Origin of the sequence: Blastococcus aggregatus, from assembly GCF_900221005.1 — a bacterium.
GTDB classification, from domain to species: domain Bacteria; phylum Actinomycetota; class Actinomycetes; order Mycobacteriales; family Geodermatophilaceae; genus Blastococcus; species Blastococcus aggregatus.
The window spans coordinates 975,138-1,000,541 of the sequence record NZ_OBQI01000001.1 but is presented as its reverse complement, the minus strand read 5'-3'; the positions used below and the strand labels follow the sequence as shown (position 1 = coordinate 1,000,541).

28 protein-coding genes are annotated in these 25,404 nt (G+C 75.4%); 13 read left to right on the top strand and 15 right to left on the bottom strand.

Annotated features, from left to right (window positions below):
* Window positions 1-127 precede the first annotated feature (127 nt).
* Window positions 128-958 (top strand): hypothetical protein, encoded by an 831-nt coding sequence (locus CRP29_RS22605; RefSeq protein WP_176522852.1) that lies wholly within the window; start codon window positions 128-130, stop codon window positions 956-958.
* A gap of 24 nt (window positions 959-982) precedes the next feature.
* On the opposite strand, the gene CRP29_RS05030 is transcribed toward CRP29_RS22605, so the two are convergent.
* From CRP29_RS05030 to CRP29_RS05020, 3 genes are read right to left on the bottom strand one after another with little or no spacing between them, the layout of a single operon-like run.
* Complete coding sequence (locus CRP29_RS05030) at window positions 983-1,447, bottom strand: hypothetical protein (RefSeq protein ID WP_097193876.1); 465 nt, start codon at window positions 1,445-1,447, stop codon at window positions 983-985.
* Between the two features lie 54 nt (window positions 1,448-1,501).
* On the bottom strand, window positions 1,502-1,765 hold the full coding sequence (locus CRP29_RS05025) for an STAS domain-containing protein (RefSeq protein ID WP_097193875.1): 264 nt from the start codon (window positions 1,763-1,765) through the stop codon (window positions 1,502-1,504).
* Window positions 1,765-2,121 (bottom strand): STAS domain-containing protein, encoded by a 357-nt coding sequence (locus CRP29_RS05020; RefSeq protein ID WP_097193874.1) that lies wholly within the window; start codon window positions 2,119-2,121, stop codon window positions 1,765-1,767. The genes CRP29_RS05025 and CRP29_RS05020 overlap by 1 nt, the downstream gene beginning before the upstream one ends.
* 133 nt (window positions 2,122-2,254) lie before the next feature.
* Here CRP29_RS05020 and CRP29_RS05015 point away from each other — a divergent pair, with 133 nt between their 5' ends.
* From CRP29_RS05015 to CRP29_RS05005, 3 genes are read left to right on the top strand one after another with little or no spacing between them, the layout of a single operon-like run.
* Window positions 2,255-2,968, top strand: coding sequence for a response regulator transcription factor (locus CRP29_RS05015; protein WP_097193873.1), 714 nt, complete (start codon window positions 2,255-2,257; stop codon window positions 2,966-2,968).
* 13 nt (window positions 2,969-2,981) lie between these two features.
* Window positions 2,982-4,355: a sensor histidine kinase gene (locus CRP29_RS05010; protein ID WP_097193872.1), complete on the top strand. Its 1,374-nt coding sequence runs from the start codon at window positions 2,982-2,984 to the stop codon at window positions 4,353-4,355.
* Window positions 4,352-5,038: a GerMN domain-containing protein gene (locus CRP29_RS05005; protein WP_176522823.1), complete on the top strand. Its 687-nt coding sequence runs from the start codon at window positions 4,352-4,354 to the stop codon at window positions 5,036-5,038. The genes CRP29_RS05010 and CRP29_RS05005 overlap by 4 nt, the downstream gene beginning before the upstream one ends.
* A 9-nt stretch (window positions 5,039-5,047) precedes the next feature.
* Here the strand turns inward: CRP29_RS05005 and CRP29_RS05000 are convergent, their stop codons facing one another.
* The 4 genes from CRP29_RS05000 to CRP29_RS04985 all read right to left on the bottom strand — a co-directional run bounded on the left by CRP29_RS05000 (window position 5,048) and on the right by CRP29_RS04985 (window position 8,274).
* The gene (locus tag CRP29_RS05000) at window positions 5,048-6,163 is read right to left on the bottom strand and encodes an NAD(P)/FAD-dependent oxidoreductase (RefSeq protein ID WP_097193870.1); all 1,116 of its coding nucleotides are present in this window, start codon (window positions 6,161-6,163) and stop codon (window positions 5,048-5,050) included.
* Between the two features lie 27 nt (window positions 6,164-6,190).
* Complete coding sequence (locus tag CRP29_RS04995; RefSeq protein WP_097194123.1) at window positions 6,191-7,126, bottom strand: alpha/beta fold hydrolase; 936 nt, start codon at window positions 7,124-7,126, stop codon at window positions 6,191-6,193.
* A gap of 112 nt (window positions 7,127-7,238) precedes the next feature.
* Complete coding sequence (locus CRP29_RS04990; protein WP_097193869.1) at window positions 7,239-7,811, bottom strand: LOG family protein; 573 nt, start codon at window positions 7,809-7,811, stop codon at window positions 7,239-7,241.
* 4 nt (window positions 7,812-7,815) lie between these two features.
* The gene (locus CRP29_RS04985; protein WP_097193868.1) at window positions 7,816-8,274 is read right to left on the bottom strand and encodes a MaoC family dehydratase; all 459 of its coding nucleotides are present in this window, start codon (window positions 8,272-8,274) and stop codon (window positions 7,816-7,818) included.
* Window positions 8,275-8,366: 92 nt separating this feature from the next.
* On the opposite strand from CRP29_RS04985, the gene CRP29_RS04980 reads away from it, so the two are divergent.
* The 5 genes from CRP29_RS04980 (at window position 8,367) to CRP29_RS04960 (ending at window position 11,717) form a co-directional block, all read left to right on the top strand.
* Window positions 8,367-8,858 (top strand): NUDIX domain-containing protein, encoded by a 492-nt coding sequence (locus CRP29_RS04980; RefSeq protein ID WP_097193867.1) that lies wholly within the window; start codon window positions 8,367-8,369, stop codon window positions 8,856-8,858.
* Between the two features lie 79 nt (window positions 8,859-8,937).
* Window positions 8,938-9,717, top strand: coding sequence for a hypothetical protein (locus tag CRP29_RS04975; RefSeq protein ID WP_097193866.1), 780 nt, complete (start codon window positions 8,938-8,940; stop codon window positions 9,715-9,717).
* Between the two features lie 43 nt (window positions 9,718-9,760).
* Window positions 9,761-10,648 (top strand): 1,4-dihydroxy-2-naphthoyl-CoA synthase, encoded by an 888-nt coding sequence (locus CRP29_RS04970; RefSeq protein WP_097193865.1) that lies wholly within the window; start codon window positions 9,761-9,763, stop codon window positions 10,646-10,648.
* Between the two features lie 10 nt (window positions 10,649-10,658).
* Window positions 10,659-10,991 carry a hypothetical protein gene (locus CRP29_RS04965; RefSeq protein WP_097193864.1) on the top strand — a complete coding sequence of 111 codons (333 nt, stop codon included), beginning with the start codon at window positions 10,659-10,661 and terminating at the stop codon, window positions 10,989-10,991.
* Window positions 10,992-11,120: 129 nt separating this feature from the next.
* Window positions 11,121-11,717, top strand: coding sequence for a TetR-like C-terminal domain-containing protein (locus CRP29_RS04960; protein WP_097193863.1), 597 nt, complete (start codon window positions 11,121-11,123; stop codon window positions 11,715-11,717).
* Window positions 11,718-11,729: 12 nt separating this feature from the next.
* On the opposite strand, the gene CRP29_RS04955 is transcribed toward CRP29_RS04960, so the two are convergent.
* Window positions 11,730-12,428, bottom strand: coding sequence for a TetR/AcrR family transcriptional regulator (locus tag CRP29_RS04955; protein WP_176522822.1), 699 nt, complete (start codon window positions 12,426-12,428; stop codon window positions 11,730-11,732).
* A gap of 173 nt (window positions 12,429-12,601) precedes the next feature.
* Here CRP29_RS04955 and CRP29_RS04950 point away from each other — a divergent pair, with 173 nt between their 5' ends.
* Window positions 12,602-13,267, top strand: coding sequence for an HAD family hydrolase (locus CRP29_RS04950; RefSeq protein ID WP_097193861.1), 666 nt, complete (start codon window positions 12,602-12,604; stop codon window positions 13,265-13,267).
* Between the two features lie 217 nt (window positions 13,268-13,484).
* On the opposite strand, the gene CRP29_RS04945 is transcribed toward CRP29_RS04950, so the two are convergent.
* From CRP29_RS04945 to CRP29_RS04910, 7 genes are all read right to left on the bottom strand, one after another.
* Window positions 13,485-14,333 carry a glycerophosphodiester phosphodiesterase gene (locus tag CRP29_RS04945; RefSeq protein WP_097193860.1) on the bottom strand — a complete coding sequence of 283 codons (849 nt, stop codon included), beginning with the start codon at window positions 14,331-14,333 and terminating at the stop codon, window positions 13,485-13,487.
* Window positions 14,334-14,405: 72 nt separating this feature from the next.
* The gene (locus CRP29_RS04940) at window positions 14,406-15,398 is read right to left on the bottom strand and encodes a glucosyl-3-phosphoglycerate synthase (protein WP_245852450.1); all 993 of its coding nucleotides are present in this window, start codon (window positions 15,396-15,398) and stop codon (window positions 14,406-14,408) included.
* An 85-nt stretch (window positions 15,399-15,483) separates the two neighbouring features.
* Window positions 15,484-17,646, bottom strand: a complete 2,163-nt coding sequence (locus tag CRP29_RS04935) for a phage holin family protein (RefSeq protein WP_097193859.1) — start codon at window positions 17,644-17,646, stop codon at window positions 15,484-15,486.
* Window positions 17,643-18,290: a DedA family protein gene (locus CRP29_RS04930; protein ID WP_097193858.1), complete on the bottom strand. Its 648-nt coding sequence runs from the start codon at window positions 18,288-18,290 to the stop codon at window positions 17,643-17,645. The genes CRP29_RS04935 and CRP29_RS04930 overlap by 4 nt, the downstream gene beginning before the upstream one ends.
* Window positions 18,278-19,096 carry an MBL fold metallo-hydrolase gene (locus tag CRP29_RS04925; RefSeq protein ID WP_097194121.1) on the bottom strand — a complete coding sequence of 273 codons (819 nt, stop codon included), beginning with the start codon at window positions 19,094-19,096 and terminating at the stop codon, window positions 18,278-18,280. The genes CRP29_RS04930 and CRP29_RS04925 overlap by 13 nt, the downstream gene beginning before the upstream one ends.
* Before the next feature lie 135 nt (window positions 19,097-19,231).
* Window positions 19,232-21,211: a diguanylate cyclase domain-containing protein gene (locus CRP29_RS04920; RefSeq protein WP_141437056.1), complete on the bottom strand. Its 1,980-nt coding sequence runs from the start codon at window positions 21,209-21,211 to the stop codon at window positions 19,232-19,234.
* Window positions 21,212-21,799: 588 nt separating this feature from the next.
* Window positions 21,800-23,614, bottom strand: a complete 1,815-nt coding sequence (locus CRP29_RS04910) for a putative bifunctional diguanylate cyclase/phosphodiesterase (RefSeq protein ID WP_176522821.1) — start codon at window positions 23,612-23,614, stop codon at window positions 21,800-21,802.
* 72 nt (window positions 23,615-23,686) lie between these two features.
* On the opposite strand from CRP29_RS04910, the gene CRP29_RS04905 reads away from it, so the two are divergent.
* From CRP29_RS04905 to CRP29_RS23530, 3 genes are all read left to right on the top strand, one after another.
* Window positions 23,687-24,202 carry a GNAT family N-acetyltransferase gene (locus tag CRP29_RS04905; protein ID WP_097194120.1) on the top strand — a complete coding sequence of 172 codons (516 nt, stop codon included), beginning with the start codon at window positions 23,687-23,689 and terminating at the stop codon, window positions 24,200-24,202.
* Between the two features lie 120 nt (window positions 24,203-24,322).
* A complete protein-coding gene (locus CRP29_RS04900; RefSeq protein ID WP_097193854.1) occupies window positions 24,323-24,946 on the top strand; it encodes a TasA family protein in 624 nt (207 codons plus the stop codon).
* A 200-nt stretch (window positions 24,947-25,146) separates the two neighbouring features.
* Window positions 25,147-25,275, top strand: coding sequence for a hypothetical protein (locus CRP29_RS23530; RefSeq protein ID WP_281256772.1), 129 nt, complete (start codon window positions 25,147-25,149; stop codon window positions 25,273-25,275).
* Window positions 25,276-25,404 lie beyond the last annotated feature (129 nt).

Below are 25,404 nucleotides of genomic sequence, written 5' to 3'. Positions count from 1 at the left end.
ATCCGGTGACGGGGCGGTCACATGCGTGCCGCGGACTGCCGATGCGGAGACCGGAGAGCCCTAGCGTCTGCCCTGTCCGCGGTACTTCCCCGCCGCGGCATTGGCGCTGAGGAGTACCCGCGTGACCATGGGCGCGACGCTGGTCTGGCCGGCAGTAGTGGTGCTGGGCTTCCTGGTGTTCACCGGACTGGTGGTGGCCCTCGGGGCCAGCTCCACGGCCCGGTACGAGTTCGAGCGCAACGGGGCGCAGCAGCCCGCGCGGGCCGCCGCGCCGCGGTCCGCGAACCACCCCGCGGGGCGTCGTGCCCCCGCGCGGTCCGGTGAGGCGGCAGCCGCGGCCCCGTCGCGCGACGGGCAGTCCGGCAGCCTCGCCGTCCGCACCGCGCCGGCCGCGGTCGCCGAGGGCGGTCCCTCCTGGTGGCTGGTGGGCGAGGCCGCGCAGGTGGTCGCCGGTCCGTTCGCCGACCGGGTCGACGCCGACTGGGCCGCCTTCGCCGACGACCTCTCCGCCGTCGCCGTCTTCGGCACCCGCCGCACCGACGGCACGGTCAAGCCCAAGCCCTCACCGGAGGAGCGCGCCTGGCTCGGCGAGCTGGGCCGGCACCTGGACCGGCTGCCGGCCGAGTGGGACGACCTGCTCACCGACACCGACCCGCTCACCACGCTCGTCGTCGAGGTCGCCGCGGCGCTGGTCGAGGCGGGGCTCCCGCTGCACGACGCCGGCGCGACGCAGTCCGGTGGCGGCGTCTGCCTGGTGCCCGACCAGGAGGCCGGCGGGCTGCTGGTCAGCTGGCGCCCGCACGACCGGATGAGCCTGCAGCAGTCGCGCGGCGCCACCGCCGACGAGGCCGTGCAGCGGCTCATGAACGCCACCATCCTCGAGGTGCTCGAGCAACTGGGCTTCGTGGTGGAGCCGGCCGGCGCCACGGCCTGCGCCCTGGTGACGGCGCTGCGCTGACCGGGCATCGTCAGCGGCTGGGCGTCAGGCGGAGACGACGGCCTGCGCCATGGTCCACGCCGCGGCGACGTCGACCTTCCCGGTCGCCGTGTCGTGGATCATCAGCTCCGGTGGGAGCTGGACCAGCGAGGACACCGCCTGCTCGGCGATCGCGCGGTAGGCGTCCGGCTCCGGCCGGCCGAGCCCGGTCTCCCGCTGCTTCTCGGGGCTGATCCGGTCCACCAGCCGGGTGGCGAACAGGTGGGCGAAGAGGAAGATCCGGCCCACCAGCGCGGGCTCACCGGCCGCCCCGGCGGCCCGGCTCGCCGCAGCCCACCACTCCCACGGGCGCCGTGCGATCTGCGCCATGCAGGCGAACATGGCGTCGCTGTCGCCCAGGGCCGCGTCCCAGCGGTCCATGAGCGTCGTGACGTCGGCCAGTTCCGCGGCACCGATCGAGGGCGCCTCCCCGGACGACGACGGTGTGGCCCGCCGGTCGAACAACCCCATGCTCGCGACTCCCTGATCGGCGGTGGAGCCTCGATTCTCCCCTGCCGCGGAGGGTCAGACCGCGTCGGTGCCCAGCTGGCCGGTGTGCTGCAGGACGAGCTCCCCGCCGTCCTGGGCGTAGCTGACCCGGAGGCTGCGCAGCACGTCCAGCCCGGCGTCGTCGGCACCCAGCACCCCGCCGAGGTCGACGACGACGCGCCGGTGCCCGCCCTCGCGCAGCGAGTCGGCGGTGCCGCGCAGCAGGTCCGCGCCCTGGACGGTGAGGTGACCGCTGGCCCGGATGACGCCGATCCGCAGATCGACGGTCTCGGACAGCATCACGCCACGTCCCGGCCGCGCTCGCTGTCCAGCCGCAGGACCCGCCACAACCCGGTCCGCCGGAGCAGGTCGAGGGTGCGCCGGTTGGCGCCGCGGAGGACGACGGTGCCGCCGCGGGCCCGGCAGATGCGGTGCGCCCACAGGAAGCTGGCCACCGCCGTGCTCGACAGGTGCTGCACCCGGCTCAGGTCGACGACCAGCCGCCGGGCCCCGGCCAGCAGGGCGTCGTGCAGCAGCCACCGGACGTCGGCGAGGCCGTCGGCGAAGAGGGAGTCGTCCAGATGGATCGTGACCTCGTCCCCGGTGGCGTCGACGCGGCTGGAGGCGGCGGCGCGGACCGCAGCGGTGGTGGCCATGCAGCATCTCCCTCGATCCCGGAACCGGACGCCTCCAGCGTCGCCCGGGCAGGTTGCGATTCCCCGGGGCGCTCCTTTGCGATCACGTGACGCTCCGCGACCGACGGAGGACCGGACCGGCCGCGGTGGCAGCATGGCGGGCGTGGCGCTCCGTCTGCTGGTCGTCGAGGACGACGACTCCATCCGCACCGCCCTGCGCTGGGCGCTGGAGGACGAGGGCTACGACGTCGCCGAGGCCGCGTCCGGCGAGGACGCCGTGCGCTCCGTCGCGATGGCCACGCCCGACCTGATGGTCGTCGACCTGATGCTGGGCTCCATGGACGGGTACGCCGTCATCCGCGAGGTCCGGCGCGCGCACGACCTGCCGATCATCGTGGTGAGCGCCCGGGCCGACACCCACGACATCGTCGCCGCGCTGGAGGCCGGCGCCGACGACTACGTGACGAAACCGTTCGAGGTCAAGGAGATCACCGCGCGGCTGCGCGCGCTGCGACGGCGGGCCGGCAGCGGCACCGCCGAGCGGCCGCCCGAGGCGGTCGTGCTCGACTCCGATCCGGCCGGCCCGCTGGTGCTCAACGAGGGCCGCGGCACGGTGCACCGCGGTGAGGAGCAGCTGCCGCTGACGCTGACGGAGTTCCGTCTGCTGTGCGAGCTCGCCGGCTCACCGGGGCGGGTCTTCAGCCGGCAGGCGCTGCTCGAGCGGGTCTGGGAGCACGGGTTCTTCGGGGACGAGCGGATCGTCGACGTCCACGTCCGGCGGCTGAGGACCAAGGTGGAGACCGATCCGGGCGCCCCGCGGCTGGTGGTCACCGTGCGGGGGCTGGGCTACCGGCTGGACCCCCGGTGAGGGCGGCTACGGGATGAGGCTGGCGCTCGGGCCGCGCGGGCTCCGGGCGCGCATCGTCCTCGGGTTCGCCGCGGTCACCCTGCTGGTGTCGGTCGTGCTGGTGAGCGCCACGTTCCTGCTGTCCCGCAGCTACCTGCTCGACCAGCGTGAGGCCTCGCTCACCCGGCAGGCCTTCGCCGACGCCAACGTGTTCAACAGCCGCCTGGCGACGGCGGGCTCCGACGTCGGTGACCTGCTCACCGAGCTGGTGCCCTCCGGCGGTGCCGACGTCGTCGTCCGCAGCGGCGAGTCCTGGTACTCCTCGAGTCTGGACGTCGGTGCCCGCGACGTGCCGGGGTCGCTGGCGGAGCTCGTCACCGCCGGCTCGGCGGGGACGGCGCGCATCGACACCGCCGACGGGCCGGCGCTGATGGTCGGCGTGCCGCTGCGGGCCGCCGGCGTCGACTACTTCGAGGTCGCTCCGCTGACCGAGCTCCGGCAGGTGCTCACCACGCTGTCGGTGGTGCTGGCGGCCGCGGCGGTCGCGGCCACCGCGGCGGGTGCCGGCTTCGGGATGTGGGCGGGGCGCCGCGCGGTCCAGCCGCTGGAGCAGGTGGCCGGGGCCGCCACCCGCATCGCCGGTGGCGAGCTGACCACCCGCCTGCCGCCGACCGACGATCCCGACCTGGTCGCCATCGTCGCCGGCTTCAACAGCATGGTCGACGCCCTCGCCGCGCGGATCGAGCGCGACGCCCGGTTCGTCGGCGACGTCAGCCACGAACTGCGCAGCCCGCTGACCAGCCTGGTCACCAGCGTCGAGGTGCTGGGCGCGCGTCGCGAGGAGCTCTCGCCCCGTGCGGGGCAGGCGCTCGCGCTGGTCGAGGGCGAGCTCGGCCGGTTCCGGCGGATGCTCGACGACCTGCTGCAGCTGGCCCGCGTCGACGGGGACCCGGCGACGGCGGCCGGCGGGCCGGTGTCGCTGACCGCGCTCACCCGCGAGGTGCTGGCCGTGACCGGTCGCCCGGCCGAGATGCTCGCCGGGGACCCGGACGAGGAGACGATCGTGCTCGGCGACAAGACCGGTCTGGAGCGAGCCGTGCGCAACCTGCTCGAGAACGCCGACCGGCACGCCGGCGGGGCGCAGCGGGTGGAGGTCCGGCGCCGGGACGACGCCGTCGTCCTGACCGTCGACGACGCGGGTCCGGGGGTGCCGGTGGAGGACCGCGAGCGGATCTTCGAACGCTTCGCCCGCGGCGCGGGGGCGGCCCGCCGCTCCCTGCCCGGCGCGGGGCTGGGGCTGGCGATCGTCTCGGAGACCGCGACCCGGCACGGCGGTGCGGCGTGGGTCGCGGAGGCACCGGACGGCGGCGCCCGCTTCAGCCTGTCGTTGCCGAGGGTGGCGTCGTGAGGGGCATCAGGCTCGGGCGCGCCGCCTGGTCCGCCGTCGCGCTGGCCGTCGTGCTGACCGGCTGCGGGGTGCCGACCGGCGGGGCGCCGTCGACCATCGCACCGTCCGATGTCCCCTACGGGCTGGCCTCCCCGAGCCCGACGGCGAGCCCGACCGCGCCGCCGGATGCGGTGGGCGACACCTCCCGGGTGCACTGGATCTCCGCCGAGGACACCCTCGTGCCGCGGACGCGCGAGGTGAGCGGGGCGTCGCGCCGCGAGCGGCTCGCCTACCTGTTGGAGCAGCTGGCGGCCGGGCCGAGCCGCGGCGAGCGGGACGAGCAGCTGTCCACCGCGCTACCGCCCGAGGTGGAGCTGAGCGTGACCCGGCTGGACGACGGCACCGCCACGATCGACCTCGACGCTCTGGGCCAGGCGCCGGCCGGGGTCGCCACCCGCCGCTCGGTCGCGCAGATCGTGCTCACCGCGACCAGCGTCCCGGGCGTGCAGTCGGTGCTGCTCCAGCTGGCCGGCGAGCCGGTCGAGGCGCCGCTGCCGTCGGGCGAGCTCACGGCCAGCCCGCTGACCGCACGGGACTACCTGTCCTTCACGACACCCGCGCCGACGGTCGCGGTCGAGACGGCGCAGCCCGAGCCGCCGGCCGGCCCGCCGCCGGTCGAGGAAGGCCCCGCTCCGCCGTCCTGACCTCGGAGGTCAGGGCAGCCGGCGGGCGGCCGCGGCGAGGGTGCGCAGCGTGAGCCGACCGTCGGCCAGCCCCAGATCGACGACGTCGTCGAAGACGCGCTGGTCGGCGGCGGCGGCGCGGAAGGCGGCGTCCATGATCCGCGGCCACCGGCTCAGCAGCGAGGCCGCCGACGAGTGCCGCAGGTGCCGGCCGAGCCGCCGGTGCAGCGCCCGCCGGTGGTCCCGGCCCGCCCGGTCGCCCGACGCGGCCGCCGCGCCGGCGAGCGCTCCGGAGAGCACCGCGTAGAAGATGCCCTCGCCGGTCATCGGGTTGATCAGCGACGCCGCATCGCCGGCCAGCAGCACCCGGCCGTCGGGCTGGCGCGGCCGCTGGGTGGACAGCGGCAGCCGGTGCGCCCGCAGCCCGTCGGGCTCCACGCCGGGCAGCAGCCGGTGCAGGCCCTCGACCAGCGCCGTCCGGCTGGCGCCCCCGGAGACCAGCTCGCCGTAGCCGACGTTGGCCCGGCCGTCGCCCAGCGGGAACGACCACGCGTAGGCCGGCCAGCGCTGCTCGGTGGTGGCGATGACCTGCACGCCCCGCTGGCCGGGCGGCTCGGGCGCGTAGCCGCGCAGCGCCACGGCCATCCGGTCCGGCCGGTTGGGCGCCAGCCCCAGCGCCCTGCGGACGACGGACTCCGCGCCGTCGGCGCCGATCACCACGTCCGCGGTCAGCGCCCCGTCGATCTCGACCCGGTCATCGTGCACGGTCAGCCGGCGCACCTGGTGCCGCCGCAGCTCCGCGCCTCCGGCCAGCGCGGCGTCGAGGATCCGGGCGTCGAGCACCTGCCGCGGCACGACGTGCGCGGGCCGGCGCATCGCCCGCTCGACCGCGGCGCCGCCGGGGGAGCGCAGCCGCAGCCGCGGCACGGGGGCGAAGCCCTCGGTCAGCGCGGCCGGGTCGACGCCGAGCCGCTGCAGCACGTCGAGCGCCTCGGGGGCGATGCCGTCGCCGCAGACCTTGTCGCGCGGGAAGTCGGCGCGGTCCAGCAGCAGCACGCGGGTCGACGGCGCGGCCCGCCGCGCGGCCAGCGCCGCGGCCGCACCGGCCGGTCCGGCCCCGACGACGACGACGTCCCAGTGCTCCACGGCGCCGACGCTAGGCAGTCGGCGGGTTCACCGCTCGGCCAGGGCGCGCTCCGCCCGCTGCTGGGCCAGCAGGGCCCGCCAGCCGTCGCGGTCGTGCTCGACCGGCTGCGTCTCGGCGATGAACTCCAGCAGCACCTCGGCGAACCGGTCGGGCTGCGCCAGGTGCGGCCAGTGCCCGGAGTCCGGGAAGATCTCGACCCGCGCCGACGGCACCAGCCGGCGCACGGTCTCGGCGTGCGCCACGGGGACGATCGGGTCGCGAGCGCCCCAGATGACCAGCATCGGGATGGCCTCGGCCAGGTAGAGCCGGTCGATGGCCGTGACCGACTGCCCGTGGACGTCGACGACGCTGCGCAGCGTCCGCAGGAACGCCCGGCGGGCCTCGGCGTCGGAGAGCGCGAGCAGCGCCTCGCCGGCCTCGGCGAGGTCCTGGACCCGGATCCAGCCCATGGCCCGGCTCAGCGCGTCCACGCCCCGCAGCCCGGCGTTCAGGGGCAGCGGCAGGTGGGTGAGCGCGGTCAGCACCGCCTCGCTGCCCGGCAGCGCGGCCGCGCGCAGGCCCAGCGAGAGCTCCGGGCCCAGCCCGCCGCTGCTCACCAGCACGAGCCGCTCGCAGCGCTCGGGGAACTGGTAGGCGAACTGCAGCGCGATCCCGCCGCCGAGCGAGTGCCCGACGACGGTGGCCTGCTCGATGTCGAGCACCGAGAGCAGGTCCCGCATCCCGTTGGCGTAGCCGGCGACCGAGTAGTCGCCGCGGGGCTTGTCGGAGGAGCCGTGGCCCAGCAGGTCGGGCGCGATCACGGTGTGCGACGCCGCCAGCCGGTCGACGACGCCGGCCCAGGTCTGGGCGCTGTTGCCGATCCCGTGCAGGAGCAGCAGCGGGGGGCCCTCGCCGGCGCGGACGAACGCCCGCCGGTGGCCGTGCACGATCCGGGACTCGCGGGGCAGCGGCGTCGTCGGCATCACCCCAGTGGAGCACGTTCGGTGTTGCCGAGGGGTTACGGCAACCCGTTCCCGGACCTTCTGCACCGGAAGTTCGGGACTTTCGGTGCAGAAGGTCCGCAGCGGGCGGCGGTCAGGAGGACGAGGGGGCCGTCCACTTGCGTGCCGGGTGCTCGTAGGCCTCGACGAAGCGCAGCAGCGCCGCGACGTCCTGCACCACGCCGAGCGCGTCCAGCCGCCCGGCGTCGAGGTAGCCGTCGTCGACCATGCGGCGCAGCTGGCCCACCAGCGGCTGCCAGAACCCGTCGACGTCGACCAGCGCCGTCGGCTTCGCGTGCAGCCCGAGCATGCCCCAGGTCCAGGCCTCGAACAGCTCCTCGAGGGTGCCCGCGGCCCCGGGCAGCGCGACGAAGGCGTCGGACAGCTCGGCCATGACCGCCTTGCGCTCGTGCATCGTCTGCACGATCTCCAGGCGCGGCAGGCCGGTGTGCGCGACCTCGTCGTCCACCAGGTGCTGCGGGATCACGCCGATGACCTCGCCGCCGGCCGCCAGCGCGGCATCGGCGACGACGCCCATCAGCCCGACGTTCCCGCCGCCGTAGACGATGCCGACGCCGGCCCGCGCCAGGTCACCGGCGAAGGCGGCCGCCGCCTCGGCGTGCGACGCCGGCCCGGCGTGCGACCCCGTGAAGACGGCGACGCGCACGCGCTCAGCCGCCGTAGTAGCGGTACACCGGCTCCGCGATGCAGACCGGCTTGTCGCCGCCCTCGCGCTCGATCACGCAGGAGAAGGTGAGCTGCTTGCCGCCGGCGATGTCCTCGATGCCGGCCAGCGTCGCGGTCAGCCGCACCTTGGCGCCCACGGGCACGGGGGAGGGGAAGCGGACCTTGTTGAGGCCGTAGTTCACGCCCATCACCGTGTCGGTGACGCGGAGGACGCTGCCGAACAGCGGGACCAGCAGCGACAGGGTCAGGTAACCGTGCGCGATGGGGCCGCCGAACGGGCTCTCCTTGGTTGCGCGCTCCGGGTCGACGTGGATCCACTGGTGGTCACCGGTCGCGTCGGCGAAGAGGTTCACGTGCTCCTGCGTCACCTCGTACCACTCGCTGGTGCCCAGCTCGGTGCCGACGAGCCCGGGCAGCTCGGCCATGGTCGTGGTGGTGCTCATTGGGAGATCCTCCGTCGGGAAGCGCGGACGTTGTCCTCTGGAACCTACGTGCTGACCCCGACGGCCCCGGAGTGGTGGGGTTCACTGTTCGTGTGTTCGCCTCCACCGACGGCTGGACCTCCTGCGCGCTCGGCCACGATCACTGGGGCCGGGCGGGGGCCGCCGGGCTGTTCCTGCACCGCGACGGCGCGGCCGGGCCCGAGGTGCTGCTCCAGCACCGCGCCCTGTGGTCGCACCACGGCGGGACCTGGGGCACCCCCGGCGGTGCGCTGCACACCGGCGAGCCGCCGCACGTCGGCGCGCTGCGCGAGTGCCGGGAAGAACTGGGCCTGGTGCCGGACGACGTCGTCCTCGGTGCCCGGTCGGTCGACGACCACGGCGGCTGGGCCTACACGACCGTCCTGGCCCGCCCGGCCCGGCCGATCGACCCGGCGGAGCTGCGCCTGGACGGCGAGAGCGACGGCGTGGCCTGGTGGCCGCTGGCCGGCCTGGGCGCCGTGGCGCTGCACCCCGGTCTCGCGGCGTCGCTGGACCGGCTGCTCCCGCTGCTGCTCACGGGCGGGCCCGCCGACACGCGCGGGTGATTCCGGAACAGGACTACTTCACAACCGGGCTGGGCACAGGCCCGGACAGGTCTCCAGTCCCGTTCTCCGAGGAGCAGTGTTGTCCCGCCCTGCCCGTCATGCAGCACCTGTTCCTGCGCGGACGGACGCGGTCGCCGCGAGCCCCCGGCCGGACCGCCGGCGCGCACGGGCGCTGCTGCTGCTCTCCCTCGCCTGCGCCGCACTGCTGATCGCCGCGCCCCTGGCGATCGTCCGGTCCTCCCTCGCGCCGGACGGCGCGAGCCGGGAGGCCGACGTCTTCCGCGGGGTCGATCCGGGTGCCGGCGGCGGCCGCGACGACGAGGGCCCGGACGCCGACGGCGGGACGGACGCCGCGCCGCTGCCGGTACCGGCGGCGGGACCGCCCGGCCCGGACACGACGGGCGCGGAGGGTGCGCCGAGTGCACCGGGTGCTCCGTCGGGCGGGGACGCCGGGACCGGCCAGGCCGGCACGGCGCCGGGGTGGACCGCGACCGGCACCGGCCCGGGCGCTCCCCAGGGCGGCAGCACCCAGCCAGGCAGCCCGCAGCAGGGCGCCACGCAGCCGGGCACCACGCAGCCGGGGACCACGCCGATCCAGGTCCTCCCGTCGAAGCCGGCTCCCGCGCCGGCCCCGCAGCCCTCCCAGCAGCCTCCGCAGCAGCAGCCCCCGCAGCAGCAACCGGTCCAGCCGCAGCCCCAGCAGCCGGCTCCCCAGCCCCAGCCCCAGCCCGAGCCGGAACCGGGGACCGACGCCGAGGGAGTGCCCTGCCCCTGCACGCTCGTCGGCGGCGTGCTGGTCAGCCTCTCGCGGCTCGCGGGCGGGGTGCTGAAGCCGGTCCGCGGGCTGCTCGGCCAGTGATGCGGGCGGGCGCCCCGCGGGGGCCCTTCGTAAGGTTCGCTGCATGAGCGCCCGCGACGACGTCTCCGAGATCTTCGACAGCTCCGCGTGGCGGCCGGTCGAGGGGTTCGACTTCGCCGACATCACCTACCACCGGGCCGTCGACGCGGGTGTCGTCCGCATCGCGTTCGACCGGCCCGAGGTGCGCAACGCGTTCCGGCCGCAGTCGGTGGACGAGCTCATCGCCGCCCTGGAGCACGCCCGGCTGTCCACCGACGTGGGCTGCGTGATCCTCACCGGCAACGGCCCCAGCGAGAAGGACGGCGGCTGGGCGTTCTGCTCCGGCGGCGACCAGCGGGTGCGCGGGAAGTACGGCTACGAGCACGCGCAGGGCTCGAGCGGCCGGCTGCACATCCTCGAGGCGCAGCGGCTGATCCGCTTCATGCCGAAGATCGTCCTCTGCGTCGTCCCCGGGTGGGCGGCCGGTGGCGGGCACAGCCTGCACGTCGTCTCGGACCTGACCCTGGCCAGCGCCGAGCACGCGCGGTTCAAGCAGACCGACGCCGACGTCGGCAGCTTCGACGGCGGGTTCGGTTCGGCCTACCTCGCCCGGCAGGTGGGGCAGAAGTTCGCCCGCGAGATCTTCTTCCTCGGCGAGGAGTACTCCGCCGCCGACGCGCACGCGATGGGGATGGTCAACCGCGTCGTCCCCCATGCCGAGCTGGAGGCGACCGCGCTGGAGTGGGGCAAGAAGATCGTGGCCAAGTCGCCGACCGCCCAGCGGATGCTCAAGTACTCGTTCAACCTGATCGACGACGGACTCGTCGGCCAGCAGTTGTTCGCCGGCGAGACCACCCGGCTGGCCTACATGGCCGAGGAGGCCGTCGAGGGCCGGGACGCCTTCCTCGAGAAGCGCGACCCGGACTTCACCCGGTTCCCCTGGCACGTCTGAGGAGGAGAACGTGATCGTCGAGGTTCTGACGGGTGCGGACGAGCGGCCCGAGGCGCGGGTCGTCGCCATCGACGACCTGAGCCGGGTGGCCCTGGCCCTGGGCCAGGTCACGGACGAGGAGGCGGCCGAGGTGCTGGCGCGCTCCGGCCTCGGCCGGTTGCGGGACGACGGCGCGGCGCTGCTCGACGCCGCGGCGCTCCGGGCCGCCGCCGAGCCGCGGGCCACAGCCGCCGAGTGGGCGGCGCAGTGGGACGCGATGGTGGAGCGGGCGCGGGCCGAGGGCCGGCTCTCCGAGGACGGCGCCACCATCCGGGTGAACGTGGAATCCGCCGCCGGAGCGTGACGTCGGCGCTACCACCTGGGGTTATGAACCGAACTCGTCGGTAATGACCGGGCGTGGGGTCATTGTGGTCACTCCACCGTCAGGCCACTATGTCGCGGTGCAGATGATCCGCAGGCTCGGGGGCCAGTCGTGAGCGGCACCCCCGGGCGGCCCCTGAGCGCCGAGTTGTCCGAGCAACTCCTGGCCGTGGCCGTCGACATCCTCGCCGACGAGGGTTGGGGCCGGCTCAACAGCGACCGCGTCGCCGCCCGCGCTCGCGCCGGCAAGGCGGGCATCTACCGCCGCTGGCCCACGATGGCCGCGCTGGCGCGGGCGGCGGTGGGCCGGTTCCGGCTCGTGACGCCGCCCGGGGACACCGGCACGGTCCGCGGTGACCTGCGCTCCCTGGCCGACCGCTGGACGGTTCCGCTGGACCGCGAGGAGCGGGCGGCGGCCAGCATCGTCGGCGCGGCGCGCTACGACGAGCAGCTGCGGGCCGGCCTCGACGAGGCGCTGGTGCGGCCGCTGTCCGAGGCCGTCGCGCTCATCGCGCAGCGCGCCGAGGCGCGCGGTGACGCGGTCGAGGAGGACCGGCTGGCGCTGCTGCACTCGGTGCTCGAGGCGTTCTGGTGGCAGCGTCTCACCGCCGCCGGGGACGGCGCGGTGCTGGCCGACCAGGTCGACCGCGTGGTCGACGAGGTGCTGTGCCCGCTCGTGGAGCCCGAGGACCTGCCCGTCGCGGTCTGACCGCGGCGGACCTCAGCTGACGCGCAGTTCCTTGGCGAGGGCCGGCGCGACCAGTTCGTTGATGGCCTCGGATCCGTCCTGGAGGCGGGCGAAGAGGCGCTGGCCGATCTTCTCGACGGCGGCGGCCGCCTCGGCGGCGGCGAGCCCTTCGACGATCCGGAGGCGGTTCTCGACGATCAGCACCCGCACGACGGCGAGCCAGACGGCGGCGGTGAGCGGTGCGGCGATCGGGGGATGCTCGGGCGTGGACGGATCGGCGGACGCGGTGCCCTCCCACGCGTGCAGCAGCGCCTCGGACAGCCGCCGCTCCGCCTCGAGGACGAGCAGCCGGTTGTGGGTGCGCAGGGCCTCGGACGCCTCGATGGTGGCCCGGAAGGAGCGCTCTTCCGGGGTGCCCATGCGACTGAGCTGGCCGGTCATGAAGGCGAGCAGGTGGCCGCGCAGTGCCGCGAGCGGGGTGGTGCCGGGTGCGCGGTCGTGGACTGCGGCGGGGATCTCCTCCACCCACGGCACCCGGCCGTCGAAGAAGAGGTCCTCCTTCGTGGCGAAGTGGTTGAACACCGTCTGGACGGCGACGTCGGCCTCGCGCGCGACGTCCGCGATGGTGACGCGGTCGAACCCGCGGGCGGCGAAGAGCCGGTGCGCGGTGCTGCGGACCAGCTCCCGGGTCTGAGCCTTCTTCTGCGCGCGCCGGTCCCCAAGATCACCCACTGTATGGATCCTAGCCACCGAAAGTGATTTGCCGCAGGGCTACCGGTGAGAGTCGTATCTCGTTCCGGGGTCGGCGGACGCCTCCTCGCGGAGCCCGCGCAGTGTCACCCCGTACAGCCGGCCGGTGTCCGGGTGTCGGTTGAGCCGGCGTCGTGGTGGGCAGCCCCCGGGCCATGAGCTCTCCGCGCATCGCCGTCCTCGATGTGGACGGCACCCTGGTCGACACCAACTACCAGCACGCGCTGGCCTGGTACCGCGCGTTCCGGTCGCTGGGGGAGATCTATCCGGTCTGGCGGATCCACCGGCTGATCGGCATGGGCGGTGACCAGCTGGTCTCCGCGCTCGGCGGCGACGACGTCGAGCGGCGGATCGGGGACGCCGCCCGCGAGCGCTGGGTCGGGGAGGTCGACCCGATGATGGGCGAGACCGCGCTGCTGCCGGGCGCGCGCGAGCTGATCGTGGCGCTCAAGGACCGCGGGCACCGGGTCGTGCTGGCCAGCTCGGGCAAGCCGCACCACGTCGACCGCGCCCTGGACCTGCTCGACGCCCGCGAGCTGGCCGATGCCTGGACCACCAGCGAGGACGTCGAGGAGACCAAGCCGGCCCCGGACCTGCTGCAGGTCGCGCTGAAGAAGCTGGGGGAGCCGGTGGACGCCCCGAGCGTCGTCGTCGGCGACTCGGTCTACGACGTCGAGGCGGCGAAGAACGCCGGGATGCCGGCGATCGTGGTCCGCTCGGGCGGCTTCGGCGACGACGAGCTGCGGAACGCCGGCGCCGTCGCCGTCTTCGACACCCCGGCCGACCTGATCGGCGCCCTGGACGAGCTCGACCTGCTCTGAGCCTCCCCGCCGACCTGTCCCGCGCACAGTAGGGCTCTGCCCACCCCCTGTGGGCAGAGCCCTACTGTCGGCAGAACGGCTCTCCGCCCACCTTCGGCCTCTGCCCCGCGGGTGTGGGCAGAGCCCGACTGTCGGCAGAACGGCTCTCCGCCCACCTTCGGCCTCTGCCCCGCGGGTGTGGGCAGAGCCCGACTGTCGGCAGGGGAACCTGCCGGGGTCAGGAGGCGGCGGGGGTGCCGCGGCCCAGGCGGCGGAGCATCTCGTCGGGGTGGTCGGTGATGACGGCGTCGACGCCGAGGTCGCGCATCAGGTCCATGTCGGCGGTCCGGTTGACCGTCCAGACGTGGACCTCCTTGCCGGCCGCGTGCGCGTCGGCGACGAAGTCGGGGTCCGCCCGGATCAACGAGATCCCGGGGCCCAGCGCCGTCGCGTTGCCCAGCAGCAGCTCGCGGCGGACCGGGCGGAGCCGCTTGCCGATCAGCTGCACGGTGGGGATCCCCGGCGCCAGCTCGGCCATCCGCCGCACGGCCAGCTGGGAGAAGCTCATCATCCGGACGGCGGGCTTGCCGGCCCACTCGACCGGGCCCCCGTTGCCCAGCAGCCCGAAGCGGCGCAGGCACTCGACCAGCGCCTCCTCGACCTTGCGGGTGTGCCGGGTCGGGTGCTTGGTCTCGATCGCCAGGCGCAGGCTGCCCGGGGATGCGGTGATGTACTCCAGCAGCCGGTCGAGCGTGAGCACCAGCCCGTTCTCGACGTCCGGCTCGTCGGTCACCGACAGGATCTCGTCGTCGGCCCACCGGCTGCGGCCCCTGGGCTTCGGCTTCCGGGGGCCGAACTGGTACTGCTCGAGTTCGGCGAGGTGCAGCGCGGAGACGATCCCGCGGCCGTTCGAGGTGCGCCGGATCTGCCGGTCGTGCACGCAGACCAGCACGCCGTCGCGGGTCAGGCGCACGTCGCACTCGACGGCGTCGGCGCCGAAGACCGCGGCCTGGCGGTAGGCCGCCAGCGTGTGCTCCGGGGCTTCGGCGGTGGCGCCGCGATGGGCGACCACCTCGATGGCGGTCAACGGAGCGGGGCGGGGGGAGCAACCGGCACGGGAAGAATCCTGCCTCTCCCTGGCTCCGTCGCGCGACAGGGGTCAGCCGGCGAGTCCCGCCGCGCGGGCGCGGTACTCGGGGACGGTCAGCATCGGCGGCCGCTCGTCGAGGGCGACGGCGGTGCTGCGCGGCACGAACGCGGTGCCGTCGTGCCGGAACTGGGTGAGCAGGCCGGCGGCGTCGAGCGAGGACCCGGCCCGGGCGAGCACCGTGGCGACGACCTGCCCCGCCATCGCGCCCAGCGCCTCCTGGCTCTGCGAGGTGTGCCGGCGCTCGCCGAGGTCGACCTGCGCCAGCGCGCCCAGCCCGACGAGCTCCAGCAGGTCGACCAGCAGCCCCACCTCGACGCCGTACGCACCGGCGAACGGCACCCGCTCCAGGGCCGACCGGCGGCCGGCGTACTCGCCGCCGAGCGGCTGGACGAACCCGGCGAGCTCCGGCCACAGCGCGTTGAGCAGCGGCCGGGCGGTCAGCTCGGTCACCCGCCCACCACCGGAGGGCACGCTCACGCCGTCGATCTCCAGCGGCCGGGTGTAGCAGCCCTTCACGTACTGCACCTGCGGATCGGCCAGCAGCGGGCCGAGCAGCCCGGGCACGAAGTGGCCGACGTCGCCCTGCAGGTCGGAGTCGAGGAAGACGACGACGTCGCCGGTGGTCGCGGCGAGGGACTTCCACAGCGCCTCGCCCTTGCCGGGGCGGGTGCCGTGCGCGGGCAGCACGTCGGCGGTGGCGACGACGTCGGCGCCGGCGGCCCGGGCGACGGCGGCGGTCGCGTCGGTGGAGTCCGAGTCGACGACGACCAGCTCGTCGACCAGCCGGTCGCGGTGCATCCACCGCTCGGCGATGTCGGCGACGAGCCGCCCGACGGTCTCCTCCTCGTCGCGGGCCGGCAGGACGACGCTGACGCCGGTGCCGCTGCGCCGCTTGGCGGCCAGCAGCGCCTCGACGTCGATCGCGGCGAGGGAAGACGCGGACGTGGTGCGGCCGCGGAACCAGGCTCGGGCGTCGGGTCGCATCGCCTCACTGTCGGCCACGATCACGCTTCGCACCACCGCCCTGTGAGGGTGTTCACTCCTCCGTTCCCCGGCGCTTCCCGCGTCGTCACCGGGGCGGGGTGCCTCAGCGGCCCTGGGGCTCCCGGTGGCGGGTGCCCTCGTCGAGCGCGCGGCGGCTCTGCTCGCCGACGGCCGCGCCCTCGCCGGTCGGCTCGGGATGGCCCAGGTCGGTGAGCCAGCCGCGCAGCACCCGGTGCAGGTGCTCGGCGCCCACGATCTCGCCGGGCGCCGCCCACGACGCGGGATGGGTGAGGAAGCCGCGCTGCTGCGGCCCGCCCAGCCCGCCGTGCGAGCCGACGTGCGGCTCGAAGGCCGACGCCTCGTCGGTGTCCGGGTCGTACCGGCTGTTGATCACCAGGTCGGGGCAGTGGGGGAAGGTCGAGGTCCGGGCGACCAGCGCCCCGGCGTGCGGGCCGTAGGGCAGCAGCGGGTCGGTGCCCAGCACGACCCCCGAGCGCAGCCGGTGCACGCCCTCGGCGCCGAGGACGACCGGACCGAACTCCGCCGAGTGCACCAGCACGAAGCCGACGCCGTCGTGGTCGACGAGCCCGGGCAGCAGGTGCGGCCAGCGCTGCTCGATCTCCTCCAGCGAGGCGCGACCGGGGATGCCCGCGAACGAGACCGACGCGGTGTGGCCGGAGACCGCGCACACCACCCCGGGCGCGACCTGCGGCACCTCGGCGGCGCTCAGGGCCGACGGCGGGGCACTCCGCGTGGCGGCCTCGTCCGCGCGCTGGCGCAGCCGGCGGGCGATCGGCCCGCTGCCCTCGGCCATCGCGGCGCCGAGCTGCCACCCCTCCGCCGTCCGCCGGCTGTCGCGGGGCCCGGAGAGGTGCCGCTGCCGGGCCTCGACCGGGACGCCGCACAGCGAGCCGACCAGTTCCTCGATCGAATGGCCGAACCGGTCGGCGAACGCCCAGCCCTGGGTCTGCCCGTGGTCGGAGAGGCAGACCAGGGAGTACGCCCGAGGGGCCAGCGCGCTCGCGCGGTGCAGCCGGCCGATCTGCTGGTCGATGCTGCGCAGCACCTCGAGGGTGTCGAAGCGCTCGACGCCGGAGTGGTGGGCGACCTCGTCGTAGCCGAGGAAGTCGGCGTAGACCACCGGCCGCCCGGCGAGCATGTCCTCGAGGATCGCCGAGACGACGACGTCGCGCGCCAGCACCGTCGTCCCCGCGCGGGCCAGGGGGTACAGCCCGCCGCGCGGCACCCGCGGCCGGACGTCGGCGCGGCGCTGGCGGGACGCGGCCGTCAGCTCGCGGACGACGTCGACCAGCGCCACCCCCAGCGTGCGCACGGCGTTGACCGGGTTGGCGAAGTAGGCGTAGTAGCCGGCGCCGACGCGGTCTCGGTGCAGGCGCCGCCGTCGGGCTCCCGCCGGCACCACGTGGGCCAGCGAGCTCAGCGTGAGGCTGACGTGCCGCGCGTCGCCGGTGAACAGGTTGCCCCGCCCGGCGCCGCCGCCGGCCAGCAGCCCGCGGCCGTCGGAGTGCCGGCGCTCGACCTCGGCGGCGTCCCGCGGGTTGGAGACCTGGACGAGGCGGTCGCGCTCCTTCTCGTACCAGCGGAAGGCGGGGACGTCGTGGTTGGAGCCGTGCAGGATGCCGCACACGCTGGCGCCGGTCTGCGAGCTCCAGTCGGTGTGCCAGGACGTGAGCACGTGGCTGCCCGACCGCAGCCAGGCGGCCAGCGTCGGCAGCGAGCCGTCGCGCACGGCCCGGCGGGCGGTGTCGTAGCCCAGGCCGTCGATCTGGAGGAAGAGCACGCCCGGCGGCAGCGGCTCGGCAGCAGGGTGCGCCTGCGCGCGGCGGCGAGCCCGGCGGAAGAAGACCTCGTCCTCGTCGACGGCGAGCAGGCTGTTGATGACCCCGGACACGGCGGCCATCGCGACGGCGACCACCACCGAGGTGGCGAAGCTGCGCACCTCCACCCCGGGGATCGCGTAGAAGATGCCGAGCACGCCCGCACCCAGCAGCAGGAAGCCGCCCAGGCCGAGGGTCAGGAAGGCGAGCGGCAGCGCGACCCGCAGCACCAGCGGCCAGACGCCCGCGGTGAGCACGCCGAGCAGGAGTGCGGCGACCGGCGGCTGCCACCACGAGCGCATCGCGAACCCGGTGAGCCAGGCGTCGAGCGCGATCAGGGCGCCGGTGGCCAGGGCCCAGGTGAGCAGGACGCGGGCCAGCGTCCGGCCGGCGCGCAGGACGCGGCCGGAGGTGGCCGGTGCGCTCACCGCACCTCGCTCGGCGCGGGCTCGGGGGCGGGGACCCGGTCCGGCGCGGCGTCCGGCGTCCCCAGACGTCGGCGGCGGCGGGCCCCGAACGTGTTGAGCACCGCGCCGACCAGCAGCACGAGCAGCGTCGCGATGAGGACGGCGACCAGCGGGCTGTCGAAGACGCCGCCGCTGATCACGCCGAGCAACGCGTAGGCCAGCGCCCAGAGCAGCGCGGCGACGAATTGGGCGGGCACGAGCCGCTTCCACGGGTAGCTCAGCGCGCCGGCGGCCAGCAGCACCGGGATGCGCCCCGCGGGCAGCAGCCGGCCGACGACGATGATCTGCCAGCCGTGCCGGCGGAACTGCTCGCGCACCTCCTCGAGCCGCTCGGTGTGCTGCCCGCGGGCGATCCGGCGCACCGCCGCCGGCCCGCCGAACCGGCAGACGGCGAAGGTGATCAGGTCACCGAGCAGCGCGGCGAGAGCGGCCAGCGCCAGCACGGTGGGCAGGCCGAGGTCGTTGCTGGTCATGGCGAAGGCCGCTGCGGAGCCGACCACCGCGCCCGTGGGCACGACCGGCACCACCGAGCCCAGCAGCACGCCGAAGAACAGCAGCGGATAGCCGACCGACGTCCCCTCGGCGCTCGCGGTCAGGAGGTCCACGGGAGCACCTCCGGCAGCAGCGGCACCGGAGCGCCGGGCCGGGCGACCAGCACGGTGGTGTCCAGTCCGCGGTCGGCGACCTCGCGGGCGAAGGTCAGGGGCGGCTCGACGAGCAGCCGGCCCATGCGGGCGCGCAGCGGCGTGGGCAGCCGGGTGCTGCCGGCCGGCGCGAGGGTGCCCCAGTGGACGGGGACGGCGGTCCGGGGCCGCAGCCGCGCCACGGCCTCGGCCGCCTGGGCGGGATCGAGGTGGCCGGGGCCGAGGTCGGCGCCCCAGCCCCACACCGGGAGGACGGCGACGTCGATCCCGCGGTCGCCGAGCGCGTGCATGCCGTCGTGCAGGGCGGTGTCGCCGCTGAGGTAGACGGTGCTGCCCGCGCCCTCGAGCAGGTGGCCGACCGCGCAGGCGTCGGGGCCGCCGGTGAAGCGCGGCCCCCAGCGGTGCCCGCTGTGCGCGGCGTGCACGGCGGTGATCCGGAGCGCGCCGTCGGTCAGCGTCTCGCCGGCCGAGATCTCGTCGACCCGCGCGAAGCCGTGCCGCCGGAACCAGGCCCCGGCGCCGCGGGGCACGACGAAGCGGGCGGCGGGGTGCAGCATCCGCAGCGAGCGCAGGTGCAGGTGGTCGGCGTGCAGGTGGCTGAGCAGGACGACGTCCACACCTGCCCAGGAAGCCGGATCAGGGACCGGGACCACCCGGCGCAGCGGGCCGACCGAGGCGGTGAGCAGGGGGTCGGTGAGCACCGTGCGCCCGGCCAGCTCGACCCGCACGGTCGAGTGGCCGAGGAAGTGCAGCCCGGGTCCACCCACGAGGGCCATTCAACGCCGCGGCCACCACGGTTCCCAGCTCCCCGGCCCCGAACGGGGGAGATCCCCGAGGCAGAACCAGGGCACTCCCGGGGCTCCCCGGACTTTCGGCGCAGAAAGTCCGGGAGAGGGGGCGGGTCAGGCGGTGGGGGCGGGGGCGGCGGCGACGAGTTCCTCGGCGGTCAGGTAGTCCTCGACCAGCGACCGGCCGTGCACCAGGGAGGCGCCGGCGGCGTGGACCGCCGCGCGCACCTCGGGGGTGACGACGCCGCCGACGATCGTGGTCAGCCCGAACGTGCCGGTGGTGCGCACGATCGCGGCGAGGATCTGCAGGGCGCGCTGGGTGTCGTCGTGAGGGGCCAGCGCCGTGACGTCCACGCGCACCAGGTCCAGGGGCAGGCGGGCGAGCTGGGCGTACAGGCTCTGGCCCATGCCGTAGTTGTCCAGGCACAGCCGGACGCCGGTCGCCCGCACCGCCTCCAGCGCGGGCAGCAGCGCGGCCGACGAGGTCAGCAGCGTCTCCTCGGTGACGCAGAGGACCAGCCGCGAGGGGGCCAGCCCGGAGGCGGCCAGGGCGTCGGCGATGGTGGCGGCCAGGGTCTCCGGGGTCATGGAGCCGGTCATCAGGCTCAGCGCGATGCCGGTGCGCTCGTCGAGCAGCCGGGCCGCCGCCATGGTCGCCTCGGAGATCAGCCAGGTCTGCAGCTCCTCGCTGCGCCCCTGCCGCTGCGCGTAGCCCCACAGCTCCGGGCCCTGGACGCCGCCGAACGTGGGATGGGTGAAGGTCGGGACGACGTGCACCAGCCCGACGCTGCCGTCGGCCGCGCGGAAGGGGTCCATGCGGACGCCGAAGACGCCGTCGGCGACCAGGTCGGGGAAGTCGGCGCGGGCCTCCATGTCGGGGACGGCCGGCGCGGTGGCCAGCCGGACGCAGCCCTTGCCGGCCGCCTTCGCCGAGCGCAGCGCGGCGTCGGCCTCGCGGAAGGCGTCCTGCCCGCCCGAGGGTCCGATGGGTGCGACGCCGACGCTGGCGCCGACGGCGAAGGTCCAGTCCTCGACCCGGTGCGGCATCGCCATGACGGCGACGACCCGGGCGGCGACCTCCTCGGCCTCGGTCATCGAGCCGGTGGCCAGGACGGCGAACTCGTCGCCGCCCAGGCGGGCGATCAGGTCGCCGTCGCGGACGACCGTGCGCAGCCGGCGGGCGACCTCGACGAGCAGCTGGTCGCCGGCCTCGTGCCCGGCGACGTCGTTGACCGCCTTGAAGCCGTCCATGTCCAGCACCAGCAGGCAGCGCTCGGCGACGGCGTCGGCGGCCATCTCCTGGAAGAGCATCGCCCGGTTGGCCAGCCGGGTGAGGTGGTCGGTGTAGGCCATGCGCTCGAGCTCGCGCTCGCGGCGGCGGCGGGTGGTGACGTCGCGCAGGTAGAGCACGCGGCGGCCGCTGCCGGGCCGCTCGGACGAGGTGGCCTCCAGCTCGCGGGCGTGCCCGCCGGTGCCGACGACGCCGAAGTGCATCGGCGCGCCCTCCCCGGCGGGGAACTCCTCGGTCGCGGTGCGCACGAGGGCGCGGTCCTCGGGGCGGACGACGTCGAGCAGCGAGACGTCGCCGTCCCCGTCGATGCCGAGCAGGGTCCGGGCCGCGGGCGAGGTGAACAGCAGCCGGTACCGGGCGTCCATGATCGCGATGCCGTCGGAGCTGGCCTCGACCAGCTCGCGGAAGTCCTCCTCGCTGCGCACGAGGTCCTCGGTCATGCGGCCGTCCTCGCGGATGCGCAGCACCAGCCGGAACGCCATCAGCGCGAAGACGGCGCCGCAGCCGATCTCGGCGGCCGACGACAGCGCCTGGTCGTTGGCCAGCGCGACGCCCAGGGCGACGGGCAGCCCGGCCATGGCGACGACGACCAGCGACATGCCCGCGGCGCCGACCACGGGGGCCGAGGCGCGGGCGCTGCGGTCGGCGGCGGTCAGCGGCGCGCGGTGGATGGCCAGCGCGGAGAACATGAGGGCGAGGGCGACGGCGGTGTCGGAGGCCGCCGTCCACAGCGGCGACGGCGCCACGATCGCCATGGCCTCGCACGCCGCGGCCGTCGCCTGGGCGGTGACGGAGGCGATCATCGTGGTGGCCGCCCGCCGCAGGCCGCGGGTGGAGACGGGTGCACAGCGCGCCGGCACCGCCGAGCATGACCGCGGCGTAGCCGCCGTAGGCGAGCACCAGCGAGCGCAGGTCCTCAGGCGCCCCGACCGGGTTGACGAACGGCGTCCGCAGCACCTCGGTCATGACCAGCAGGGCGGCGGTGGTGAGCAGGCCGTCGACGACCAGCGCCGTCCACCGGGTGCGGATGACCCGCCGGGCGAGGAGGGCGCAGGTGACGAGCGGCGAGGTGGCGCCGACCAGCACGACGACGTCGTCGGCACCGAAGCCGTCGAGGGCGGGGCCGGGAAAGGCGCCGGCCAGGTACTGGCCGACGGCGAAGCAGAGCAGGCCGACCAGCAGCGGCCACCAGGGGCCGGTGACGCGGCGGTCCATGAGCCGGAGCCGGCCGAGGACCATCGAGGCGCTGCTGAGCGCGACCGAGCCGAGGACGAGCTCGTCCCACTGCATGCCGGTGCCGTCGGGGGCGCTGAACGGCACGGCCAGCACCAGGCCGAGCAGGCCGAGCGCCAGGGTCCAGCGGAGCCGGCGGGGCAGGTCGCGGAGCGCGGTCACGGCGTGACCACCTCCGGACCGTGCAGCGCACCGGCGGCGAGCCGTACGCCGGCGGCGAGCGCGTCGGCCTCCAGCGGGCGGGAGAGCTGGAAGCCCTGGAGGTAGCGGTGCCCCATGTCGCGGAGCAGCGCGAGCGTGGCCGGGGTGGTCACGCCCTCGACGATGACGGGCAGGCCCAGGCTGGTGCCCAGCTGGAGCACCGCCCGGCACATGGCGCGGCGGGACGGGTCGTGCTCGACGCCGGACAGGAAGTACTGGTCCATCTTCAGCACGTCGACGGGCATCCCGACCAGGTAGGCCAGCGAGGACCAGCCGGTCCCGAAGTCGTCGACGGCGATGCGGACGCCGATGCGGCGCAGCACGCCGAGGTCCTCGACCACGTGCGCGTCGTCGAGCAGCACCGACTCGGTGATCTCGACGAGCAGCCGGGCGGGGGACAGGCCGCTGTCCTCGAGCGCGGCGAGCACGTCGGGCACCAGGTCGCCGCTGCGCACCTGGTGGGCGGAGACGTTGACGGCCACCGCCAGCTCGGCGTCGTCGAGGGAGGCGGCGGTGCGGCAGGCCTCGAGCAGCACCCAGCGCCCGATGCCGACGATGAGCGCGGACTCCTCGGCCAGCGGCACGAACTCCATGGGGGAGACCTCGCCGAGGACGGGGTGCCGCCAGCGCAGCAGCGCCTCGATCGAGACGGTGCGCTGCAGGACGGCGTCCACCACGGGCTGGAAGACCAGCCGCAGCTCGCCGCGCTCCAGGGCGCCGTCCAGGTCGGCGCGCAGGACGCCGCGCCGGTCCTGCTCGGCGCGCAGGGCGTCGTCGTAGCGGTGGACGGAGCCGGCGCCGGAGCGGCGGGCGCTGCGCAGCGCCAGGTCGGCGCGGCGCAGGGTCTCGCCGGGGTCGACGTCGGGGGTCAGCGCGCCGACGCCGGCCACGGCGGTGAGCGGCACGGTGGTGGTGGAGGTGGCGAGCCGGCCGATGGTGGCGACCAGGCGGGCGGCCACGACCTCGGCGTCGGAGATCGTGCCCTGCACGAGGACGGCGAAGTCGCCGTCGGTGCCGCGGGCCAGCCAGTCCTCGGCGCGCAGACCGCGGCTCAGGCGGGAGGTGAGCGCGCGCAGCACGGTCGCCTCCTCGCCCGGGGAGAGCGCCTCGGACTGGCTGATGCCGATGAGCGCCATGGCGTGGCTGCGGTTGCGCGGGCCGCGCTGCAGCGCGCCGAGCCGCCCGATGAGCGCGGTGCGGTTGGGCAGGCCGGTGACCGGATCGGTGAGCGCGAGCTCGAGGAGCTCGGAGTCGGCGCCGGGGGCAGGGGCGCTCGGGCTCACGTCTCGGCAGTGCAGCACCAGCGCACCGACGTCGGGGTCGTCGCGCAGGTCGCGGACGGTGATCTGGACCAGCCGCCACCGGCCCTCGGGCTGGCGGACGCGGGCGGTGCGGACGGCGGACTCGCCGGTGCCGCCCTGGAGTGCGCCGAACAGGGCGGCGCGGTCGTCGGGGTGGACGGTGTCGGTGACGAGGACGCCGGCCAGGGGTGCGGTGCCCAGGCCCAGCAGCGCGCCTGCGGCCTCGGAGGCGAAGGTGATGCGGAGGGTGTCGTCGAGGATGACGACCGGGTCGACGCTGCTGCGGACCAGTGTGCGCAGCGAGTTCTGGCTGCGTCGCAGGGCGCCGGCGAGGCGCCGCTGCCGTCGCCAGAGCCCGGCCTGCACCGTCAGCACGACGGCGAGGCCGCACGCGACGAGGACGGCGGGAGTCACCTGCATGTTGTCGGTCCGGCCGGGGGTGCCCTGCAGCGCGCCTCGCGCGCACCTCACCCGTTGGGGGCAGCGGGGGCTTGCCCGGCGGCCGGTGCGGTGATCGGCGTCACCGGCCTAGCGTTCTGCGCCGTGGACGCGACGACGGGACGACCTGCGATCCGGCCGGCGACGGCGGACGACGCCGCGGCGATCGCCGGCATCTATGCGCACTACGTCGAGCACAGCGTGGCGACCTTCGACCTCGAGTCGCCGGACGAGGCCTGGTGGCAGGCGAAGCTCGCCGACCTGGCCGCCGCGGGGTGGCCGTTCCTCGTCGCCGAGGCGGACGGCGAGCTGCTCGGGTTCGGCTATCTCGCGCCGTGGCGGGTGAAGCCCGCGTACCGGCAGACGGTCGAGGACACGATCTACCTCGCCCCCGGGCGCACGGGGCGGGGCACCGGCCGGGCGCTGCTCGGTGCACTGCTGGAGCAGGGGCGGGCCGCGGGCGTGCGCCAGGTGATCGCGGTGGTCACCGACAGCGGCGATCCGTCGTCGGTGCGGCTGCACGGGGCCTTCGGCTTCGTCGAGGCCGGGCGGCTGCGCGCCGTCGGCTTCAAGCACGGCCGCTGGCTGGACACCCTCGTGCTGCAGGCCGATCTGACCTGACCGCCGGGATCTTGCGGATCCCTTGCGGAACTCTCGGGTGCGGCGTGCGGAAGCGCCGTCAGGGTCGGAGGCGAGTCAGGAGCGGAACCACCGCTCCCGCAGCCTGGAGGACATCCGAGCATGAGCAGGACCATCCGCACTCCCGGCCGGCTCGGCGCCGTCAAGGTCGCCGGATCGATCGCCGTCGTCGGCGCGGCCGCGGCCGTGGCCGGCCTGGGCACGTTCGGCAACTTCACCGCCAGCACCGAGGCGGTCGACGCCGGCGTCGACACCGGCGTGCTGTCCATCGACGTCTCCCTGACCGACGGGTCGGCTCCGCCGTCCGTCCCGGTCGCTCTTCCCCGGATGAGCCCCGGCGACGCGATCTCGATGCCGCTGGACCTGCGCAACAGCGGGAACGTCGACCTGGCCTCGGTGACCCTCACGTCCACGGCCACGACGTCCAGCCTCCTGGACCAGGAGGCGGAGCACGGGCTGCAGCTGACGCTCGAGTCGTGCGCCGCGCCGTGGACCCGCACCGGGCCGATCTCCTACTCCTGCGCCGGCACGGCCGTGCCGCTCTACACCGGGCCGATCGCCGCCCAGGCGCAGCTGCCCGCCGCGCGGAGCCTGGCGGCCGGCGCCACCGACCACCTGGTGGCGACCATCTCCTTCCCGACGACGGGCGGCGACGTCATGCAGAACCAGACGAGCATGTTCGCGTTCGTGTTCGACGCCGTGCAGCGGGGCGGCGCGGCGCGCTGATCTGCGGTGGGGCGCCGTTCGGGGGAACCGGCGCCCCACCGCTCCTTTCCGGCAGTTCCCATCGGGGCGACCACGGGGTGCCCCGATGGGAACTGTGACGGCTCGGACGCGGTGCGTCCCACTCGTCCCACCCGCCCCAACCGCTCGGCATCCGGCCTGCTGGGGTCGTAGCTTCGGTCCCTGCGACGAAGGGGGACGCCATGGAGCACGTGCACCAGCAGCAGCCGGCCGAGGCCGTGCGGCGCTACCTCTCGATCGGCTTCTGGCTCTGCGCGGCCTGCGCCGCTGCCGCGCTCGGCCTGGACCTCGACGGCGACGTCCTGGTCTGAGCGCGCCGGTGGCGGCGTGCCCGACCTCCTCGACCGCACCTGCCCCCTGAGCACCAACACGTCCCGCGAGACGGTCGCTGTCCGCATCTCCGCGGATACGTTGCGTGTGCTCCGCGTCACCGACCGGGT